This is a genomic window from Mesorhizobium sp. GbtcB19 (assembly GCF_019091085.1).
Lineage (GTDB): Bacteria > Pseudomonadota > Alphaproteobacteria > Rhizobiales > Rhizobiaceae > Mesorhizobium.
Map to the genome: position 1 here is coordinate 69732 of NZ_JAGXJY010000016.1, position 21365 is coordinate 91096.

General features: G+C 56.5%; 14 protein-coding genes and 4 pseudogenes. 5 read left to right on the forward strand and 13 right to left on the reverse strand.

Annotation, left to right across the window (positions count from 1 at the left end):
• Positions 1–54: 54 nt before the first annotated feature.
• From KVT37_RS23815 to KVT37_RS23830, 5 genes and pseudogenes are all read right to left on the reverse strand, one after another.
• Positions 55–1002: a LysR family transcriptional regulator gene (locus tag KVT37_RS23815; RefSeq protein WP_217577457.1), complete on the reverse strand. Its 948-nt coding sequence runs from the start codon at positions 1000–1002 to the stop codon at positions 55–57.
• A 12-nt stretch (positions 1003–1014) separates the two neighbouring features.
• The gene (locus KVT37_RS23820; protein WP_217577458.1) at positions 1015–2031 is read right to left on the reverse strand and encodes a LysR family transcriptional regulator; all 1017 of its coding nucleotides are present in this window, start codon (positions 2029–2031) and stop codon (positions 1015–1017) included.
• 22 nt (positions 2032–2053) lie between these two features.
• Positions 2054–2289, reverse strand: a pseudogene (locus KVT37_RS33515) (aminotransferase class III-fold pyridoxal phosphate-dependent enzyme); the annotation flags it as partial.
• Positions 2290–2567: 278 nt separating this feature from the next.
• Positions 2568–4487: a hybrid-cluster NAD(P)-dependent oxidoreductase gene (locus KVT37_RS23825; RefSeq protein WP_217577459.1), complete on the reverse strand. Its 1920-nt coding sequence runs from the start codon at positions 4485–4487 to the stop codon at positions 2568–2570.
• 21 nt (positions 4488–4508) lie between these two features.
• The gene (locus KVT37_RS23830; RefSeq protein ID WP_217577460.1) at positions 4509–7433 is read right to left on the reverse strand and encodes a hypothetical protein; all 2925 of its coding nucleotides are present in this window, start codon (positions 7431–7433) and stop codon (positions 4509–4511) included.
• Positions 7434–7736: 303 nt separating this feature from the next.
• Between KVT37_RS23830 and KVT37_RS23835 the strand changes: the two genes are divergently transcribed.
• The 4 genes from KVT37_RS23835 (at position 7737) to topA (ending at position 14035) form a co-directional block, all read left to right on the forward strand.
• Positions 7737–8837 (forward strand): cytochrome-c peroxidase, encoded by a 1101-nt coding sequence (locus KVT37_RS23835; protein ID WP_217577461.1) that lies wholly within the window; start codon positions 7737–7739, stop codon positions 8835–8837.
• A gap of 38 nt (positions 8838–8875) precedes the next feature.
• Complete coding sequence (locus KVT37_RS23840; RefSeq protein WP_217577462.1) at positions 8876–10621, forward strand: ATP-binding protein; 1746 nt, start codon at positions 8876–8878, stop codon at positions 10619–10621.
• A 69-nt stretch (positions 10622–10690) separates the two neighbouring features.
• A complete protein-coding gene (locus KVT37_RS23845; RefSeq protein ID WP_217577463.1) occupies positions 10691–11623 on the forward strand; it encodes a response regulator in 933 nt (310 codons plus the stop codon).
• A 348-nt stretch (positions 11624–11971) separates the two neighbouring features.
• Positions 11972–14035: a type I DNA topoisomerase gene (gene topA, locus KVT37_RS23850; RefSeq protein ID WP_217577464.1), complete on the forward strand. Its 2064-nt coding sequence runs from the start codon at positions 11972–11974 to the stop codon at positions 14033–14035.
• Between the two features lie 186 nt (positions 14036–14221).
• On the opposite strand, the gene KVT37_RS23855 is transcribed toward topA, so the two are convergent.
• The 8 genes and pseudogenes from KVT37_RS23855 to KVT37_RS23890 all read right to left on the reverse strand — a co-directional run bounded on the left by KVT37_RS23855 (position 14222) and on the right by KVT37_RS23890 (position 19137).
• A complete protein-coding gene (locus tag KVT37_RS23855) occupies positions 14222–14410 on the reverse strand; it encodes a hypothetical protein (RefSeq protein ID WP_254634217.1) in 189 nt (62 codons plus the stop codon).
• Between the two features lie 143 nt (positions 14411–14553).
• Positions 14554–14910, reverse strand: a complete 357-nt coding sequence (locus tag KVT37_RS23860) for a hypothetical protein (protein WP_217577465.1) — start codon at positions 14908–14910, stop codon at positions 14554–14556.
• Positions 14911–14939: 29 nt separating this feature from the next.
• A pseudogene (locus tag KVT37_RS23865) lies at positions 14940–15166 on the reverse strand (IS5/IS1182 family transposase); the annotation flags it as partial.
• A gap of 226 nt (positions 15167–15392) precedes the next feature.
• Positions 15393–15614: pseudogene (locus KVT37_RS23870) on the reverse strand (transposase); the annotation flags it as partial.
• Between the two features lie 320 nt (positions 15615–15934).
• On the reverse strand, positions 15935–16957 hold the full coding sequence (locus KVT37_RS23875) for a hypothetical protein (protein WP_217577466.1): 1023 nt from the start codon (positions 16955–16957) through the stop codon (positions 15935–15937).
• A 124-nt stretch (positions 16958–17081) separates the two neighbouring features.
• Positions 17082–17733, reverse strand: a pseudogene (locus tag KVT37_RS23880) (IS630 family transposase); the annotation flags it as partial.
• Positions 17734–17770: 37 nt separating this feature from the next.
• On the reverse strand, positions 17771–18445 hold the full coding sequence (locus tag KVT37_RS23885; RefSeq protein WP_217577467.1) for an outer membrane protein: 675 nt from the start codon (positions 18443–18445) through the stop codon (positions 17771–17773).
• 299 nt (positions 18446–18744) lie between these two features.
• Positions 18745–19137, reverse strand: coding sequence for a hypothetical protein (locus tag KVT37_RS23890; protein WP_217577468.1), 393 nt, complete (start codon positions 19135–19137; stop codon positions 18745–18747).
• A 1476-nt stretch (positions 19138–20613) separates the two neighbouring features.
• Here KVT37_RS23890 and KVT37_RS23895 point away from each other — a divergent pair.
• On the forward strand, positions 20614–21282 hold the full coding sequence (locus KVT37_RS23895; RefSeq protein WP_308642744.1) for a DUF3455 domain-containing protein: 669 nt from the start codon (positions 20614–20616) through the stop codon (positions 21280–21282).
• Positions 21283–21365 lie beyond the last annotated feature (83 nt).

Consider the following 21365-nt stretch of genomic DNA (forward strand, 5'->3'; position numbering starts at 1 on the left):
GAGCCCGAGGAAAGTTTGCAAAATGCGGCCGCTGCCAGGCCGATTTGCGAGCTGTCAGCGTCCGTCCTCGAGGACATATGCAGCAATCATGCTGCGCACGCCGGCGTGGATGCTGTTGCGGTGCCATCTCTCGTGCCAGATCAACGACACTTGATAGGTCGGCATCACTGGCCCCTTCGTCGGTACAAAAGTTGCCAACTCGTAGCGGGATGAAATGAAGCGGGCGGAAGGTTCTGGCAGCACCAGCACGGCGTCCGTGCCCTGAACCAACCGCGCCGCCGTATGGATATCGGGCACCGTCAGGGTTTCAGTGCCACGCGGGCGCAACGCCTCGATGCCGTCGTGAACTTCGCCGAATCCGGTGTTGTAGGTAGGGCCGATGCGAACAGAGAGGAACCGTCCGAGATCTCCGTAAGGAATCTGCCCTTTGCTCGCCACGTGTCCGGGGCGGCTGATACACAGTGAGCTCACCGCAGGAAGTGTTCGGCAATAAAAACCTGGAGGAGCATCGTCGATAATGCCGAGCGCGAGGTCGAGTTGTCCGTTCTCGAGCTGGTTCAGAACGTTGGACAACCCAATGACGGGAAGAAACACCGTTGTTGGCGAGACTTCGCGAAAATATCCTGTCAGATTGCTCGCCAGGAACAGGGCGAGATGATCCGGCATAGCCAGGGTGAAACGTTCGGGTGGAGGAACCCAGTTGCTGAAGACGCTGCTGATGTTCTTCAGTGCCGCCTCGACCTTGGGCCTCAACTTCTCGGCCATTGGTGTCAACTGGAATGAACGCTGATGCCGCATCAAAAGCTCATCGTCGAACATTTCGCGCAGGCGCGACAAGGCTCGGCTTGTCGCTGGCTGGCTCAGGCGCAACTCATTGCCCGCATGTGTGATATTGCGCAGGCGAAGCAAAGCGCTGAGCACAAGTAGGAGATTGAGGTCGAATCCGCCAAGGTCCTGTGACCGATCAATGTCGCCGAAATTTATGGCGGCACTGGCTAACATTACCGCTGGATCCTACGCTTTCGGCGGCACCAACCGCAGTACGCGGATGGATGCCTGATCGTGTGCTATGGCTTCTCTTGTCGCGACGACTATCTCATCGATAAGCCGTCGCCCTGTGACGTCGTTCAAATCGGCCAGCCAACTTATCGCGATCTCGTGGTTCGGGATCGAGATCGGCGGATGTAGAGCCGCAAGTGGCATCGTCTTCATCAGCCAGCCAGCTATTGAGCGCGGAACCGTCAGCGCCAACCTGCTTTCTGCGACAATGAGTGCAGCGGACGTCACATCAGACACTTCCAAGAACCGCGATCGGCGAATGCCGCAACTGATCAGGGCCTCGGCGAACTGCGGAAAGAATTCCTCTCCATCATGCGCCAGATTGATATGCGTGAGGTCGAGAAACGCATCTATTGGCGGACGCGTGCCTCCGAGATTGTGGCGTTCGCCGGCCACCAGGGTCACGAAATCCTCGGCTATGACAATCTCGGAACGAATCTCGGCGCCGGTCTCGAGCACACGGCCCAGCATAAAGAGAGCGGAGTGCGAGCGGAGTTTCGCCATGCCCTCTTGCGGAGACCTATGGGTGTCGACCTTCAGAAGCTGATTCTCGCGAGTAACGCTTTGCAAAAGGTGCGGAAACAAGGCTGGCATTAAATTGGCGTCAATGCTGACCCGAACCTCCGTACTTAGCTCTCGCGAGGAGATCACGTCACGCACATGAGACATGGCCGCTGGCACGATCCCGGCAAGATATTCGCCACGCGCGGTTAGCTTCAACCCCGTCGAACTGCGCACCAGAAGGTCGTCTCCCAAAAGATCCCGCAATCGGGCGAGTGCTCGGCTCATTGCCGGTTGCGTCTGCCCAATCCGCCGCGCGGCATGGGTGACGTTGCGGTAGACCAACAAAGCATCGAGCGCGATGAGAAGGTTGAGGTCGATGCTGGCGAGCTTCGTGTCGAGGGAAGTCGCAGAATGGGATTTGTCGGCGCTCTCGCCCTGGTCCATCGGCGCATGGGGCTGTCTATCCATAATAGCCTACCTATGTTCCATCGGCGAGTTCGACGATCGGTCGGGACAGCACGCCGCTGAAAAGGCGAGCGACCCTCTTGAACTGGCCGTGCGCCGTCGCAACGATCTTGGGATGCAAATGTCCGAGAAGCGCGTTCATATGGCCTGAGGTCGAATCGAGTATCGGCCGGGAATCCGCGTCTTAGACGAACGACCTTCGACCCTTTCGACAGTTGCCGGCGCGAAAGGACCGCCATACCGGATGAAGTGATTTCGCACCGCTAACCAGAACGCATTGTTCAGATATTTTGACACCTGACAGCCTCCTAAGCTTCTGACATCACTAGCACCAGCGATGCTCCGGGGAAATTGATAGAGATTGCATTCCAATATCAACGGAATTGATATGTCCGCACCTTTCGATCTCAGGTTTCTGACGACTTTCGTTCGCGTTATTCGGTGACGCTCAGCACGACCGCCGGTCGGGCGCACGCAACCAGCGCTAGCGATGCAGATGCACCCGCTGGAGGGGGCACTCGGTGTCTGCATAACGGAGATCATTGCGAAAGTATCACGTCGCCAATGGCCTGGCTCATGCAAGTAAGGACATAACCGGTTCCAATGTCTGCTTCCGACAGCAGAGATTGTCCATCTGTCTTCACCTGCCCAGATACCTTGCGCATCCTGCAGGTTCCGCAAATTCCTGCGCGGCAGGAGTGCTCCAGTGCCACACCTGACGCATCGGCCGCTTCTAATATCGTTTGTTCTGGTTGCGCGACGAAGGATGCGCCGCTCCCCTGGATGGTGACCTTCCCGCCTTTGGGCACACCCGCGGCAGGCGCGGTGCCGGATGACGGTAACGGCGCGGGAGCTCGGGTGGCCTGGGGCGGCGGTCGCGTGGCGGCAGGGGTCGGTTTCAGGTCTGGGGGAGCTGCTAGCGACTGCTTGGTGCCATTGTTGCCAACCCCTGACGAGGGACCGGCCGGCGGCTTCAACGCCGATGCGGCCGCCGTTTGGGCGGTGGTGGGCGCCGGTCGAGATGCCTGCGGTAAAGGCCGTGGCGTAGGCGCAGTTGGCGTCGATGCGGTCGATGTTGCGGGGCTGCCCGCTGGCGGCGCAACGGCTGGCGCCATGGGCACGGGCGCGGCTGCGCCGAAGCTCTCGTCGTGGTAGCGACCGAGAGGAAAGCCGATGGATTTCAGCAGTGCCTTGGCCGCACTCATATAGCCTGGAGGGCCACAGACGAAGGTTTCGCGTTCAACCAAGTCTGGAACCAATATGCGCAGCAGCGCCTCGTCGAATTTGCCAACGGGTCCATTCCACGCCCCCCCTCTTGAGACGGCCGCCGGCACTATCGCCAGGCGCATCCTTTCGCCCATTCGTGTGGACAGATGAAGCAACTCCTGATGAAAAATAACGTCGTCGGGCGTGCGGACATTGTTGATGAAAACGACATCCGCTCTCGATGAGGTATCCACCAGCCAGCGCAACATCGACATGGACGGTGTGATGCCACTACCGGCAGCAAGGAACAATAGCTTCTCAGCAGGATGGTCGAGACACGTAAACTTCCCCGCCGGACCATTGATTGTGCATTCGAACCCTTCAACCATATTGTCGAAGAGCCAGTTGGACATCCATCCCATTGGCACCTTCTTGACTGTGATCGAAAGCGTATATGGTCGCGATGGCGACGAGGAGATTGTATAGCTGCGCCGCAGGACATTGCTTCCAACCGGCACCTCGATGGTAATGAACTGGCCAGGTTTAAAGTGAAAAAGCGTGCGCGGCTCGGCCACGAATACATAGGTCTTGGTATCGTGCGTTTCCGTCACGACCGAAACGCATCGCACCCTTGTCTTGCCGGCAGTCCAGACTTTGGCTTCGCCTGGGGAATAGCGAGCGGCAGGCCAGATTGGCAAATTGGGAGCCGTGCTCATAGCAGTGCTGTTCGCAAGATCAGGTTTTCGGCCTGCCGCAACCGGCTGTTGGTCCTGTGCGTTGAGGATGGTCAGCAACTCCTCGCGAGCCTGAGCCCGCGCCCGCTGGTCGCTCTGAACAAGCTTTGCCACGTACGGACCACGATCCAGCTGTTCGAGGAAGCGGTACAACTCTCGCCGGATGAGCTTGCTACGCTCTTCGCCCAACTGGCCGCACACACGATTTAGTCCCTCGGCGATCGAGGCCGGATTCGCAGCGAATACACCCTCCTCATAATTTGCCCAGAAAGAAGAGTATCTTTCTTGCAGCTCAATAAGGCCACGGCGCAGATCTTCATTCTCGACCCACGCCGTTTCATCGAGGAGAGCCTGAAAGCGCCGAACTTCCTGTGGAGTGACGTTCTTCTCGATATCAGCCACGTAGACGAACATCGAAAATGCGACGCGAGCTATTTCTGCGGCGGACTGCGATACGATTGGTTCCATTATCGTCATCTGTGCAATCTCTTTAAAAGGTTCTTGCTGGAAAACATTCAATCGTCACGGCTGGGTCTCCAATTACATCCGGCTGCTTATGGCCGCCGTTGCATCGAACGAAATGGTGGCACGCTGATGAGCTTGCATCGTGGACCTGCTTGCCAGGTCCGGCGGAACGTGCAGTACGATCGCGAAATCACTGGCAACTTTGAGAAAGGCTGGCGCGCGCAGATTGACCAGATCGGAATCGATCAGATCCCCAGATCCGAAAGCCGATGAGCGAAGATTGATCAGATCGGAATCGATCAGATCTCCCGATTCGAACGCAAGATTTGGCAGGAAATCGGCCTTGATCGGGTCGAATAGTTTTATCTGGCCCTCGTGAATCAGAAAATATCGCTCTTCCCCAAGAACGGCTTCGAGCTTGGCGCCGCGCGCATAGCGCTCTGCCCGCGACCGAGAGGCGATATCAGCAAGAATATCCAGCGGCAGGTGAGCCAACTTGTAGTTCTTAGCCAGCATGGCCAGTTGCAAAATTGTGGGCAGGCCGCTGCCAATGTCGCCGTTATCCATCCCAGGATGCCAGACGGCAGCTGCGTCGACCATGTATTCAGCCGTAGACAACAACAGTGAATGGCCAGAGGCAGTCTGGTCGACAAGCATCCGCTCGGCAACCTCTAGCGCTAATGCCGGCTTAAGGTATCCGCAAATTACCAGCCCGATCGCTCGTATCAATGGATCGTCGAGGGCGACCAGTTCAATCAGATTGCGTTCGACGTCCTCGCCGGACGGGATCATCTTGCCGTTAGGTCGCCGCTCCAGCTCGGACCTGCGTTGGCTTGCAGGTGCGGTTCCGCGCGACAGAATTGCGAGTATGTCTGGTTCAAGCGTATCGCGCCACCGGCGGGTCGAGGCCGGCGAAACGGTTTGGCGCAAAGTCAAACTAAGGTCATGACCGGACAACGAGGCGAGAGCTTCGGCGTGGCGTCGCGCCTCGTGTCCGGGTCCGAGATCACAGATAGCGGACAAAACGTTGATTTGGATCCCCTGCTGATGCGCATCAAGCGCGTCGAGCAGCAGGCTCATCAAAGTGCCACCCAGAGGATCAGAGATTTTCACCGCCTCCATGCAGGGCCTTATGGAATCCAGTCGACGCAGGGCTTCGACATCGTCATCGACGTTCGTATCTGCGACGCCAAATTCCTTGGACAGAGCCTCAATTATTGCTTGGTGGTCTTGTTCGGCGATCTGCAGGCTCTGCCGCAGGACATCTATCGTGGACTGCAAGGCAGGATCTTGCAGGACATCGATTACCGACACACCGGGGCCGAGCCGGCTTGCAACGGTGCTGCTAAGGATGCTTCGGTAATAGTTAAGGGAGGCGGCCTTCTCCTCCGCCGTTACCGCCCCTTCGTTGTCTGTGTTTGCAAGGCTCAACTCCTCGAGCAACTTGGTGTGCTCTTCCTCGGTTATGTTCATCTGGTTGCGGAAATCTTCCAGGAGCTTAACCGCGACGGTGCTGGCGGTATTGCCCCTGGTGACGGCCTCGTCCAGGATTTTGCGGTAGGCGCCGAGCTTCTGATGCTGGGAGAAACCTGGAAGGACCTTCGACATCAGATAGATCTCGTTGGGCTTCAGACTCTCAAGCCTCCTGCCATCAAGCAGCTTGGCCACGTCGACCTTGAGTTTCTTGAGTTCGGCTATCAGACTCGATGCCATGCTCTCTTGTTGATAGCGAGAGGGCGAATGCATAAGGGCGCGGCGCAGCCAAATGGTGGTCAACGCGACGATTGCAATGTCGACCACTCGCGCGCCAAGGGTGGGTAGTAGGAGAATGTTGGGACGCCCACCGAAGATGTAGAAGGCGTTGATCGATAGCCAGGCCGAGATGCTTAGGCACTGATGAACGATGACTTCCTCTGACACGCCTTCTTCGGAAGGCAGGACTTTGCGGTACAATGCCTCCAGGACCCGACCGACCATAAGTGCGATAGCGCAGGCTGACGCAAGGGTCAGCGGAGCAGCTATTAACTTGGGAATTGCAATCGTATGGCCTAAGATGAAGAATCCCGGCGCCAGCAATTTCTGACGAACACCATCCTCATGCGTCCAAACACCTGAGAAATAGTAATCCCAATTTCCAGAGTATAGATAATAATATCCATAGAATCCTATTATCAGACCGAAAAACATATAGTACACATTGCGCCGCTGCGGATCGAGAACTCCGCTCCAATAGGATCTTTGCAGATCAATATCTCCGCAGACGGCGGCGCAGCCGACGCAAGCGCTGACATCCCCTTTCGCGGAAGGTTTGCGGCACATAGACTGCGGGAGCGCGGGACGCGAAAAATGTGGCGAGCTTTCGAAGATCCCGCCGGGTTCGGTATAAATCTTTTGGACAACATTGGCGGGGCAAAAGTAGTTGCACCATGTCTTGCCGCCCCATAAAACTCCGGTGAGCATGGCTGCGCCTATCACCACGAGGAGCGCAATTCCCAACGCCTGTCTGTCGGAGTTGATGATCAGCAGTCGCGTGCTGATGCCGGCGAACAGCAAGCCAAATTGCACATACCAGCTGTTGCGGGCGAGCCAACTCTGCCGCTCGATAAGCGCGAAGTTGGGCTTAGCTATACCGGTCTGTTTCCGATCCTGTTTCTTACGAGACCGCCGAAGGCCGAGAAAGCCAGGAATCTGCGACGCCAGGGAAAGCGGGCAGACCCGCCGCCAAGCCTCATGGCCGAAGACCATTAGATAGAACGGAACAATCGGGACGATCATCGTCCAGAAAATGCGGGCACCCATTGAATAGGGTGAAACTCTAAGGTCATCGTTTTGGACGTGAACGACGTCGGTTGTTATCCTAAAGGGGCTATAAATGGCGCTCGGATTGGTCAGCGAGACCGAATAGGGATCCCAGAACAGTGACGCTATCAGGATGAACCAGGCGAGCAACAAAAGCCCGCGAACACTTAGCATCTTTCGTTCTGGCACCCTTGAAAGCATGAAGTATCCCCAACTTTAGGCGCACGGCCGCGCGGCAAGCGAACCGGCGACCTCCCTATTGCAGAAGCGAAGCTTTCATGATCCAGATTTAGAGCGTTTCTCGGAACCGTGATTTCTCTGCTGCCTTGGTAGACGTGCCGCGAGTATACGAACGCAGTGGAGGCCGCCAATCATCGTGGCAAGCATGTAGGTATGGTGTTTATGCATGATGCCGTCGGCGAGCATATCGTGCATAAGATATGTTCAGGTCCAGGGACGCTCAGGCTTGCAGGCGACCTTGACGGAGAGGGGAAACGACTCCGCATGATCAAGGATAGATTTAAGTTGCGCCTGCCACGCAAAGCGGTTCACCACGTGCCAAGCGATCGGCCTCTGGACGCTCTGCCATCGAAGTCATCGTCCGGGTGGCGGAAAGCAAGTCTGGCGAGCATCGCGAGCCTCGGCTGTGCCGTTGCCACTTTTTTTTCTGGGCAACTGCTAACAGCACCCTTTTCCGCGGCTGCCGAAGCAACCGTTGCGGAGCCAATCACCCCAGTGCCGATCGAACTCAACCTCGACCAGCGCAAGGTGCAGCTTGGCCGTCAACTGTTCACCGATAGCCGTCTTTCGGGAGACAATGGGACATCGTGCGCAAGTTGCCATTTTTTCAATCGCGGCCTGACCGACGGCGCGCCTATCTCGCACGGTCAGCCCGGACACCCCGGCGCAACCAATACACTTTCGCTGTTCAACGTCGGACTGAGTTCGAAGCTGGGGTGGGATGGCCACCTTCTGACACTCGAGCAGCAGGCCGCCGGTGTGGTCGAGAACCCAACCACAATGGGTTCCAAGTGGGGCTATGTCCTCGATATTCTGAAGCGAGATTCGGGGCTGACCACGACATTTAATCAAATCTATCCAGATGGGATCCAGCGTGACAATGTGATCGACGCACTTGTCGAATACGAGAAGTCGCTCACCACGCCCAATGCGCCTTTCGACCGCTACTTGCGAGGCGATCAAGACGCTATCAGTTCCGAAGCCAAGGAAGGATACCAGCTTTTCAAGGATTACGGTTGCGCGTCCTGTCACCAAGGCGTCAATGTCGGCGGTAACATGCTGCAAGTCTTCGGTATCTTTGGGAAGCCGGAAGCCGCCGCGCAGGGCTCACATACACCGGGAGCCGCACAGAATTCAGGGATTTCAGACGACCAACCGGTCTTCCGGGTCCCGGTGCTGCGTAACGTTCAAATCACTGGTCCTTATTTTCACGACGGTTCCGTCCAGACATTGCCCGAGGCTATTGCCATAATGGCAAAAACCCAGTTGGGACGTGACGTATCCAACGAAGATATCGCGAAACTCGAAGCTTTCTTGGATTCCTTGACAGGCGAGTATCAAGGGGTATCCGTTGGAAAATTGTAGTATCGGCAAGATCAGCCAACCACGATAGGGTCAAGACCTTGAACAGGTTGTCAATCAACGACGTCGTCACTTCCAAACGCGCTTGGATAGCATCCATCGTTTTGATCGCTGTTCTGTCGGCGAGCCTCGGCTGGCTCCTTTGGATCATGCAGCAACCAAATCAATCGTTGCCTGATTTTCGCGATCACTTTGCCACGCTGCGGAATATGGAGGCGAAATGGGACACCGAAATCCTGTCCCTTCAACTTGGAATCGCTCCGAACTATGACGGGGTGACCAATGCCGCCCGTGACCTGAAGTTGAAGTTGGCCGAGACTGAACACATTGCAGCGCTCGATGGGCTTGCGGCCCTGCGGCCCGACGTGAAGAGCTATCGGGAGGCGATCGAGCAAAAGGACTGGCTGTCGGAGCAAGTCAAGGCGAGCTACGCCATGTTGCGCAATTCCGCGACCGTCTTGCCCAGAGCCATCTCGGATTCTTTCAGGCACCCAGAAATTCTTGCGCCAATCGAGGGACTGGACAAACGTCCTGCGGATTTCATGACCGAGACTATCACCGGTATGATGAGCTTCACGATCTCGCCGACGGCGCTGTTGCGAGATACGGTACAAGAACGCATATCGGCAAGCCGCGCGGCAGCCCAGAAGCTGTCGCCGGAACTCGCGGATGCCATAGAGCGCTTTCTGGTGCAGATCGAGGTGGTAACGAAGGAGCGTCAGCGCGGTAACCAACTTATGCTCGCAGTAACCTCGGTTCCGACCGGCGCTGCGGCGGATCGCATCCAGGCCGGGCTCCAATCCCTTGAAGAAGCCAACGCCGAAAGACAAAGAGCCCTGTGGGATCTGGCACTCCTTCTAGGCGCACTGCTTGCGCTCGCCTTCGCCGCCTTTGCCTTCGTGCAATGGCGCCGCTCTGCTAAACTCGCCGAGGATAATCGCATGTTGCTGCAAGTGAACGAAGATGCAGAAGAACAATTGGTGCAATCGGCAAAGCTATCCGCACTCGGCCAGATGGTTGCGGGCATAACACACGAGATCAATACGCCGCTCGCCTACGTGAAGGCGGTGTTCGAGCTGATTAAGGAGCGTGTTCTTGCAAGCTCCGAGATGACGGCGCTGAGCGGGAACGAAGAGGATGAGGCCAGGCGTGAAGAGTTGCAAATGCTGCTCGACGACGGCCTTCACGGCCTTGAGGAGATGGCCACGCTTGTCCGCACGATGAAGAACTTCAGCCGCCTTGACAAAGGCAATATCGAGAGTTTCTCCGTCGAGGAGGGGATCGAAAGCGCGCTACTGATCGCGCGACCGCAGATCAAGTATGTCGCCGATGTTAATTGCGAATTCGATTCCGTACCGCCGATCATGGGATCGGCCTCGCAGCTCCGCCAAGTCCTCCTCAACCTGATTGTGAATGCTGCTCAGGCCATGGCAACTATGGATCGGCGCGGCCTGTTGACCCTGCGGACCCGCCTTACGTCTTCCGACACAGTGCAGATAGATGTCTGCGACAATGGGCCAGGCATCCCAGAGGAGCATCTTGGCAAGCTGTTTGATCCCTTCTTTACCACGAAGCCTGTTGGCGAAGGCAGCGGAATGGGTTTGTCCATCTGCTACCGTATCATTGAGAACCACGGTGGAACCATCACGGTAAATTCCAAGATCGGCAAAGGGAGCATTTTCACCCTCACCCTTCCGAGACAGGACGAGAAATTTCTGCAGGCCGGCGTCGTCCCTGGGATCAGCGATGCAAAAACTAAGTCACATAAGTCATCAGAATTTGCATAGAAGCTCCGAAGATATCGGGAGCACTATGGCCGATCATTAACACGATAGAGGAACTGAGGATCGACCGAGATGAATGACAGACCGACACTCCTTTTCGTGGATGACGAAGAGCGAATCGTCCGATTGCTCAAGATAATGTTCCGCGAGCAATATGAGGTCCACACGGCGCTAAGCGCCAGGGAAGCGCTGGGAATTCTGGAAACCATACCGGTCGATGTCATCGCGAGCGATCAGCGGATGCCGGAAACCACGGGCATCCAACTCCTGGCGCAGGTCCGCGAGCGCTGGCCTGAAACGGTCCGCCTTCTGCTGACAGGCTATAGTGACCTGGTGGCAATCATTGGGGCGGTCAACGAGGGCGAGGTCTACCGCTTTCTCAACAAGCCATGGAATCAGGCTGAGTTGCGCGCCGTAATCGCCGAAGCCGTGGACGCTGCACGCAGCTCGCGCGCGACTCGGCAAAACATGGCTCCTGTCTGGGAAGGGAACACCAACAGTCCCCAATTCAGCATAGCATCCCAATTGCTCGCGATCGAAGGTAGCGATCCGGATAGACAGGAAGTCGTGGAGATGTTCACCTATGACTACCGGGTGCACGCTGCCTCCACAATCCAGGATGCGGTGAGAATCCTTAGTCAGGAACAGATCGGCGTGATCGTATCCAATGCCATTGTGGACGGCATCGACATCACAGACCTCTTGGCCGAAGTAGCACGGATCGATCCCGCTATCGCGGTGGTTGTGATGACCGCATCTCCTCAAAGTGACACCATCATCAAGCTGATCAATAGCGGCAAGATCTATCGGTTTGCCATCAAGCCAATCAGCCCGAACGTGTTCCGCCTTGCAGTGAACGCGGCCATGCGTGAGCACCATCGTCGACTTGCAGATCCACGTGTGGTTCGGCAAAGGATGCAGCGCGAGGCCGCCAAGGAAGCTGGCAGCGAAGATATGTACGCAAGTTTTGTGAACAGTCTTAGCCGGTTTACACAAGTCAGCTGAGGTCGACTCAGGAATATTACTCGACAGGTCGCTGAATTTTCTTGTGTGAGAGCTGACTCCTCTCACACGAAACTATTTTCCTAAGAAATGGTGAGTAACAAGAGAAGATGGGAACACTCAGGTTCTGAAACTCGCCTGCCGATTCGTTGATGCCTGGAATAGAAAGCTAGAAAATCATCCAGTTCTTCGTTCCCTGACGCTAGCTTGACAAATGTCCCGTACACAAAACAGCAAAATTTCTTCGAACCGACCAATGCATAGTTGTTATGCCGCCATGATATAGTTAGAGATTATATTTACCCGCCCCCAAGGCATGATTGTCCAAACCCATCAAGGAGCTGGCCGTTCATGCGATTGATGATCGTCGAAAGCCCCACCAAGGCCCATAAAATAAGCTCGATTCTCGGCTACGACTGGGTAGTCAGGGCCAGCTTGGGACACATTGTCGACTTGCCCAGCGACTCATTGGCGGTCGAACCAGGCAGCTATCGCCTATCGTATGTCCTCAGCCCACAGGGGCAAAAGGTTGTCGCCTCCCTGCGAGAGCTCGCCCGTAGGGCCAGTGAAATCTATCTCGCAACCGACCCCGACCGGGAAGGCGAGGCTATCGCCGCACATTTGAAGGTCCACTTGGGCCTCGATCGCCACAGGCGCGTAACATTCCATGAAATAACCGAACGCGAAATTCGGGCGGCGCTAAGTGCACCGCGACAGATAGATTTGCGGCTGGTGGGCGCGCAGGAGGCAAGGCGTGCCCTCGATCGGCTCATCGGCTACCGGGTGTCACCTTCGCTCTCATCAATCGCCGGGCTGAACCTTTCGGCCGGCCGCTGCCAATCGCCGGCCGTCAGACTGGTTGTTGAGCGCCAACTGGAGATCGACGCCTTCAAGGAAGCCGCTCATTTTTCGGCGGCGGTTGAGTTCGAGAACGGCGAATGGACCGCAGAATGGAAAACCGAACCATATGTCGGCCAGGAAGACCAACATATGGTTGACAGGGCGTTGGCAGAACGAGCGGCGGCGTGTCGGCATTTCGTCGTCGTAGGCTGCTCAGAGAAGTCCTTGCATCAACCCCCACCGCCGCCGTTTACCACTTCAGCGCTTTTGCAGGCGGCAGGGGCATCACTCGGATATTCCCCTACCCTGACCCAGAGTCTGGCACAAAAGCTTTTTGAGCACGGACATATCAGCTATCACCGGACGGACAGTCCAAATCTCTCGGATGCTGCGATTGCAGCCATTAGAGCTCGGTCCAAAAGCGCGGGCTGGCCAATCGCGGAAGAAATGCGCCGGTGGCCCATCCCGGATGGAGCGCAAGCCGCACATGAGGCGATTCGGCCTACGCATTTTGAACACGAAGAAGCCGGGGAGAATGGCCAACAGCAGGCTCTCTATCGACTGATATGGCGGCGCGCCGTCGCCTCTCAGCTCGCCGATGCCGAATACCACATACTCGAGCTAAATATGGAGTCGCAATCCGAAGGGGACAAATTCGAGTTCGTCGCCAGAAGCACACGACCGGTTTTCCAGGGATGGAAAGCCGTCATTGCCGCAGACAAGGACAATGATGAGGAGGAGGAGGCGCAGCAGGAACACAATAATCAAGTTCCCACATTGCAGCATGGGACCGAAATCAAGGCCTCGGATGGCACGGTGTTAAACCATGCGACAAAGCCTCCTCGGCGCTACACCGAGACCAGTCTCATCCGAAAGCTCGAACAACTGGGAATTGGGAGACCTTCGACATATGCCACCATAATCCGGCATATCTGCGATAGAGGATACTTGACGGTTGAGAAGCGCTATCTCGCCCCCACGCCCTCCGGTTATGCGGTCGTCGAAAACCTGCGGGGCAAGTTCTCCTTCATTGACTACAGCTTCACGAAGGAGCTGGAAGAGCGCTTGGATCTGATCGCCGAAGGTAAGGCTAACTACTTAGCAGTTGTCTCTTCCCTTGACGGAAAGCTCGACGAGGAACTCGCGAGGCTTCCTGAACGAAAGCCAGCCTACTCCTGCCCGGCCTGTGGGCGCAGCTTGAAGATGATCACAGCGAATGGACGTTCCTTCTGGGGTTGCTCTGGCTATCGTGAGGGCTGCCATGTGATCTGCGAAAATGACGGCGGGAAGCCGGGCAGCAGCCTCGAACGTACGCACGGACCGAGCGATAAGGCATTGGCCTTCGCTCGCAAGATCGAGTCGGCGCACGGGCTGACCATCCCTGCAGAAGCGATTGCATCGGCCAAAAAATTGGGGACTTGGATCGATGACGCGCTTAAGAAAAAGCCGTTGCGCAAAGGAGGAAGGGGGGCGCAACGGGACCGCCGGGTTTCCCGGACGGCTCTGCGCCGGAACCGACCGATTGGGTCCAGGGTATCCAAGCCGTTCGACAAGCTGCCCGATGACGACGGCTAAGATGGCGCCGGTCGCGCACGTCGAAATCCTTCTCTCGGTACTGTTTCCCATGAGGACCTGTAATCACCACCTGGCGCCCGGTCAGCCTTCAGATCGCACAATGCGGCCGTCAGCAGTTTCGCGGGTCACATCGTCCAAGTTTATCACGTTAGCTGATGCTAACTGATTTGAGCTTCGTCCATTTCGTCATTGCCTTGCCAGGAGAAGGCGACGTGACTGCCGTCGCCCGCACCGAATCTGCCCGGTGACGCAGCTGAAGGCGAAATCGCCGGGGCCATCTGCCGCGAACTCGATGTGGGCGGGCTCCATTATGTCGATATAGTCCTCGACATAATCGGGCATTTCTACAATCCGCCAGCGGCCTGCGATGCTCATCAGGCAACCTCCGCGCTGCGCTGAATCGGTCTAAGAGCTGGTTGGGCGTGGTCCCGCGCCACCGTGACGACGGCCTGTGTCGCTTGCCCATCGAGGCCCGCATGAGACCTGCTGTGTTGTGGTGGCCGGAAGCCGCAGACGGGCTACAGGAAGATGCGCATGGACATGTCGGCTAAGATGCGTCCAGAACGCCGATTGATGAGCAACCTGTGAGGGCTCCCGGCACCGGGCACCATACGGCAGCTTTGCGAGGTGCATCCATGCCCATTTTCGTTGGGCTCGATTGAGGCGGCTCGAGCCATGCCGTTTGTATTGTCGAGGCGACCGGCAAGGTTCTCGACCACTTTGTCGTGGCCCATGACCACGACGGGCTTGCCGATCTCGTCGCGCGCCTGCGTCGGCCTGGCTAGCCCGGCGAGATGGCGATCGCCATTGAACGGCCGAGCGGGCTGCTCGTCGATGTTTTGGTCTAGGCCGGTTTCGTCGTGACGCCGGTCCATCCTAATATCGTCAAGGCGTGCCGGATGCGATCCATCATGGTGAGCGCGGCCTTGCGCTCGGCTGTGCCCGTGGCCTGGGTGATGCTGCCGTCGACGGCCAGGCCGTGACGGTTCTCCATCAATGCATGCCCATGTAGCAGAGCTTCGCCGGCTGACCGTCGCCCTTCTTGTAGAGCCGCGCCTGCGGGTCGCTCGTGCTCTGGTGGGTGTCGTTGGAGCGCTTCTCCTCGTGAAAGCCCCGCTCAGCGTTGCGGCTAGTGCCATCTGGATCGTTGTCGCCGCCATCCTTCGGGTTTTTGCGGATCGCGGGGCAGTCGTGACGCTGGATGATGACGCTGCCGGTACTGTGGCAAAGAGCAGCGCACCGCTTCATCGGTTAGTCACCGTCAAAGGCTAAGATCGTTGGTGCCTGCCATCTTTGATCAACTAGGGATTCGCGAATTGACGATTGCGCCCCGGACTCCGGCACTGGTCAGCGCGTGAAAGAGATCACACCACACTCCCTTGGCCGCCCAGCGGACATACCGGTTGTAGAGGGTCTTGCGCGGCCCGCATTCCAGCGGTGCGTCGATCCAGCGCCCGCCAGACTTCACCACATGAACGATGCCGCTGATCACACGCCGATCATCTACCCGCCCCTTACCGTGGGTGTCGGTCGGCAGATAAGACTCAATGCGGCGAAACTGCTCCTGCGTCGTGGAGATCCTTCGGAAGTCCTGAAGACCATAGAACAAGCGTTCGATTGCGTTGCGGCCGAACTGCAAGCGATGCCATCATTTTTATAGACCCGGACCGAGTGGATTGATCGAAACAGACAAGTCCGGGTGTGATTCCCTCTGCTGATGCGGCGCAACAGACCACGGATTGGTTTGAAGTCAGCCCTTCGGGCGGTTTTGGGACGCCTCATCTCCCATCTTCGACATAGTCCCGCAGGGGCATACGAGCCAGTTCGAAGTGCACGCCAGTAAGAGTTCCCACCCGGGCCGAGCTGATCCGGCGCGGCAGGAGCAACGCGTGAAAGACCTTATTCTCCGCGGCCTTGCCCGTGCCGGCTGCGTTCGTCATAAATAGCTCGGGCGCCGGCATCGCCTGAAGGCCTCTGCGGATCATCTTTCATGTATAGATCAAGCGCCTCTGCGTAGCTTTCTGACGCATGCTTTGCGACAATTTCAAGCTTTTCGAACTCTCTGGATCGATTGTTATCAGCATCGATGCTGTGATCTTGTAAGTCCGGTAAATTGTTAGATAGCGACAGGAACTCATTGCTGAGCTTATCGATCTTTCGATCGATTTTCACGCCCTCGTGAGCAGCGTTAAGTTCTCCCGAAAGCCGCTCTTTAAATTCTTGTCCTCCAATGAAGTTGGGACGACTACCAATGCCAAAAACGTTCGGTTTCTGTCTATCGAGAGTGCCGGGGGCCAATTTGGCTATTTGCTGTTCCGTCAGATGGTTTCTCTCGTGGGCTTCCTTGAGGGCGTAGAGCGCGGACTCCCTTAACTCGTCGTTGGACGCCCAGCTGTAGCCTTTCCTGTTCCTGTTGTATGATCGAATAGCGTCCTCTATCAGATTGTTCCTATCCTGAGGATCTGTATGTTCCGAAGCTATCAGCGGAACTGATGCTTCCGCTCGAACCCCGAAACGATCCGAGAGATCGGAGACCTTGGCGACAAGTTCCGCCCTTTCCGCCGGCGGACGAGATCCCTGAACTGCCGCCCCTATGGCAACATGGCCATGCGTGCCGCCTGGTTCCTCCGCACTTTCTTCATGCAGCGCGCCTTTGGGGATTGCTGCGTCATATATAACTTTCTCCAATTCGCCCAACCGCTTGACCCGACCGACAAAGCGCTCCGTTGCGGGCGTCTCTTTTATGAATGTATTCGCAGTTTGATTGACTCGACGGAAACTGTTGAAATTGCGAGCTGTTTCATTGAGATCGAGCGTAGCAAAATGTTTGACGACCCGCGCCATCACTTCAGGGGGCAAGTCGAAAAGACCGCGCTTAGGCTCGGTCACTGATTTCTCAGCCCGCTCTTCATCGTCATTCATGAACCAACTCCAAGCCGAGATATCGTTTGCAATATCTCAACGGTGCTTCCAAATATTTCGTGAAGCAAACTATTTCGTATTACATTCGTAATGACGGAGCGGTTATCGTGGTTCGTCGTATCGTCTAATTGAAACATGGCGACTTCCGAGGAATTGATCGTAACGTTTGATGGCCACGCCGGACGGCTGCAATGATGTCGCGCGGGTCAGCCCTCCAAGCGAAAGGTCGTGGTTCCTGATTGTGCTCCTTGATGAAGGGGTTGATGGCGGCCTGCAGGTCGACGACGGACTGGAAGACGCCATTTTTCAGGCGCCTTCGGCTGAGCTTTGCGAAGAAGCCCTCGATGGCGTTGTGCCATGGGCACGAAGTTGGGACGAAGGGGAAGGCCCAGCGCGGATGGCGGACCAGCCAGGCGCGCTCCTTGGGCAGCTGTTGGGTGGCATAGTTGACGAGAATGACGTGGACGGCCTTGTCGGCTGGCATTTCGGCCTCGACTGCATTGATGAACCGGATGAACGCCCGATGCCGGTGGCGCTGCATGTTGGGGCCGATCACCGAGCCGTCAAGGATGTTGAGCGCGCCGAAACGGGGGAGTGATGCCGTTTCGCTTGTAGTCGTGCGTCATGGTCGCCCCACGACCACGCTTTACTGGCAACCCCGGCTGAGTGCGATCAAGCGCCTGGATTTGGCTCTTTTCGTCGACCGACAGCACGATGGCATGATCGGGCGGCGAGACGTAGAGCCCGACCACGTCATGAAGCTTCTCGGCAAAGGCAATCCCCTAATCGGACTCGTCAGTCCCGATCAATCCACTAGAACCGATAGGCGATACCCACACGCAGGTCCCGCGAGGTAAGACGAAGTGTTTGCTCGTTCGCAAATGCCGGGAGGAAGGGCTGTCTCGCCACACTGCCGAAATCCGAAAAGCGATATTCGAAGCGGAGGGTCACGTTTGCGGCCGCAGCATACTCGATGCCCGCACCCAGCGTCCATCCAGTTGCCGTTTCGTTTATTTCCCCGTCCACATTGACGTAGTCATAGAGGCCGCGAATCCTTCCTATTGCCATGCCGCCCGACAGATAAGGTAGGAAGCGGTCGACGGCTAATCCGAGCCGTCCGCGAAGGCTAGCATTCCACTCGAGGTCGGCTGAGACGTAGTTCGGTGGACTACAGGTGCATAGAACAAATCCGTCCGGCCCTCCTTCCTGTCCACTCCAAGTGAAATCAGTCTCAATGCCAAGCACGACATTGTTGTCAAACTGATAATTGTACCCGCCGTAGAAGCCAAACAGAGAGCCATTGACACGGTTGGATATCGTCACGTCCAGGTCGTCGAGCCGATGGTGCGCATTGCCCCAACCATAGCCGCCCGCGGCGCCAACATAACCACCTGTCCAAGACAGATTCGGACCTGAAAGAGGGCTTGAGATCAGATCGGCAGACAAAGCGGGGGACAATCCAAGAACGAAAGGCGCGATCAAAATCAAGCTAATTCTTTTTAGAAACATTTCATGAAACCTTCAGGTAAAATCCAATTTACTTTAATATGAATTAATCTATATATATATCTTCGTATACGAAGATTTTAGAATTTATCTCAGATATTTCCGCTCAACACCTCTAACGCCGGCAACTAACTCAAGATCGCACATTTGAAGAAGACAGCGATGCCTGAACCCGTAAACGACACTTGGCGGTGGTAGCACTGCGCTCCACTCCGGGTCGCAACGGAACTCTGAAACCCGCCCGTAAGACGAGAACCTCGCATTGCAGCACCTCGGATCTCTCAGCAATTGCCAACGACGCTGGAGGGATTCAACCACGAGACCGCCAGACATTCCGAGAGCAGCTGACACAAGTCCAGACGACAATCGGTGATCTCGTTGATTTTTGATACTTGCTTCGGTTCAAGATAACGAAGCGACTGCACAATGGAGTCAGCAGCGCACAACCGGCGAAAGGTGTCATGGGGACCATCTTCGCCAAACAGATCGATCGCCTCATCAATGAGTCGCGACCTATCGCTCTGATCCAGATCCTCGAAAAAGGCTGTCGTTGCGAGGATTGTGTCTGCCCGGGATTCTGGATTCGGCATTGTAAGAATGTCCGTGACAAGTCGGGACTTGCGGGCGAGTGACTGAACCTTGATAGCTGGGCTAATCTTCAAAATAGCATTCATTTGAGAGAACTCCTTCGTTTGTGTGATCACGGTGCCCTTGTTCGCCGCGTTAGACAACTTGCATCTGATTTCACTGGTAACAATGTGTCGATCCCGCGTTTCATTGGTAATAAACGCCCCCGCTCCAACCAATGTGTTCGAAAACGACCGGTACGGCTGATGGGATCGCTTTTCGACTGACTTCTATCGGTAAGCGCCAACCGATTCGTCGTGCGGCGGACGAGCTGGCCCGAACCGATGCCGGTCGAGCACCCAAGCCCAATAAGCCGAAGGTGGGCGATTGACTCATCACATCCCTGGTTCACCCACCGGCGGCGCTTCTGCGCAGGCCTTTGAGCCGAGAACCGATCCTCTGTGTATGAATTCGAGGGCGCCGCCTCTCTGGAAGACCTCCCTAATTCGGTCAGAAACGGGAAGGCTTGGCCTCCTTGCCATGGTACCGGCGGAATTGGTCGTGGGACTCGTCGTGTAAGTGCCCGCGAGCCAGTTGGCATCCCGTCGAGCCGAATCGGCAAAGACTGGAGCGCCCGTGAAGCACCCTCTCGCTGGCGATACATGGTCGAGAACTATCCCGCCAAGTTCGACTCCTTAAGGCGTGTCACGACCTGTGCGGCCCACATGCATACACTTTCCTTTTGGTCATCTGCATCGCAGCCGCGATCACGCGATCACGTCCTGCCCCCATCAGTAAACCAGTGCTGGCTCTTGGTGCCCTGCCGTAGAACCGTGCCGTTCAGGTATTCTCTCTCCAAGGTCGGATGCATTGGTTGCCACGTCATCATTATCATCATTACAAATGAAACGCCGTTTGCGTTGACACGTTCACCGACGCGTTGAATATTTTTGGCAAGCAAACGACGTAAGGATAATCTTATGCGGATTAGACGGACGCGTTTTTATGATCGAGGCTGCTCATTCGATTCAGTTTTTGCAACTCGATCGTGAGACGCCTCGGTCGATGATGGCAGAGCAGCGGCAATGCGCCCCCTCGCGTCGCGCCCCGTCATTGACCGAGGCTACCCATAGCGGCGGTTCGATTGGCAGTCATAGAATTGTCGTCGCTACACCACATCCTAGCCAATAACGCCAGGCCGAGCGGTAACCGGTCACCATTTGCGCACGCTCGCCGTTCGCCCGACCCGACGATGATGCTGACATTGGTTGATTCATATGGCGGCGTAATCTTTCATCAACTGGCGGTGACCGCGTTTTTTCGGTTCTTTTGTCATTCAACGGTCAGCAACATCGAGGAAAGTTCATTCGCGCGAGAAAACCATGATAACTAGGGCGGGTGGCGAAAATCGCGCGATCAGCAACGACAGCCGCTCCCATGATAACATTGTGCCGGTGTCGCCTTGAACATCACTCGACAGTGGCGAGCCTTCCAGTTTGTCACGGCAATTGGTGGTCATGAAGGTTCGCAGGCGCCAAGGCCCGAGGCGGCTGTTGATCGGCCGGTTTGGAATGGAGACGACCGTGAACCTGCTCGACCTTGTGAGATATCAAAGCGGGAACAGTTCCCAGCCTGACCGTACCGGCGACACCGACAGACCTATCGTCTTTGGACGCTGGCGATGCTATGTCGGTTGGGCGCGCCATATCGTCCGGAGATCAATACGAATGTCAAAGTACAAGCTGACCTGCCGGATGATTGTTCCTGTCAGCCTGCTGCTCAACTGTTTTTTCGCGATGCCTGCCTCACCTCAAACTGGCCCTGCATCGGTACCTGCGGCCTTTGGTGTCGCCAATCACGAGACTATTCTGGTGGTTCAAGCCACAGGAGCCCAGATCTACGAATGCAAAGCTGATGCAAATGGTGCGACAAGCTGGACCTTTCGCGAGCCTGTCGCCACTCTCGTCCGCGGCGGCGAAACCGTGGGGCGTCACTATGCTGGTCCCACTTGGGAATTGTCCGATGGTGAGGCTGTCCAAGCGAAGCAGTCGGCCACGGCACCGGGAGCCACTTCGAATGACGTGGCGTTGCTGAAGCTCGACGTTGTCAATCACCGCGGAAGTGGCATTCTCCAGAGTGCGAAGTTCGTGCTGCGGTTGAACACAAGTGGCGGCGTTCTGAAAGGCGAATGTCCGAAAGCGGGCGAGCTTCGCGCGGCCGCCTATTCAGCCGACTATACATTTCTGAAATAGTCGGCGCGGGCAAATCGCCTTCTTCACACCGAGCTCTGCAGAGGTAACACGCGAGCGCGCCATTGGTTAGCGGGTGACCATTG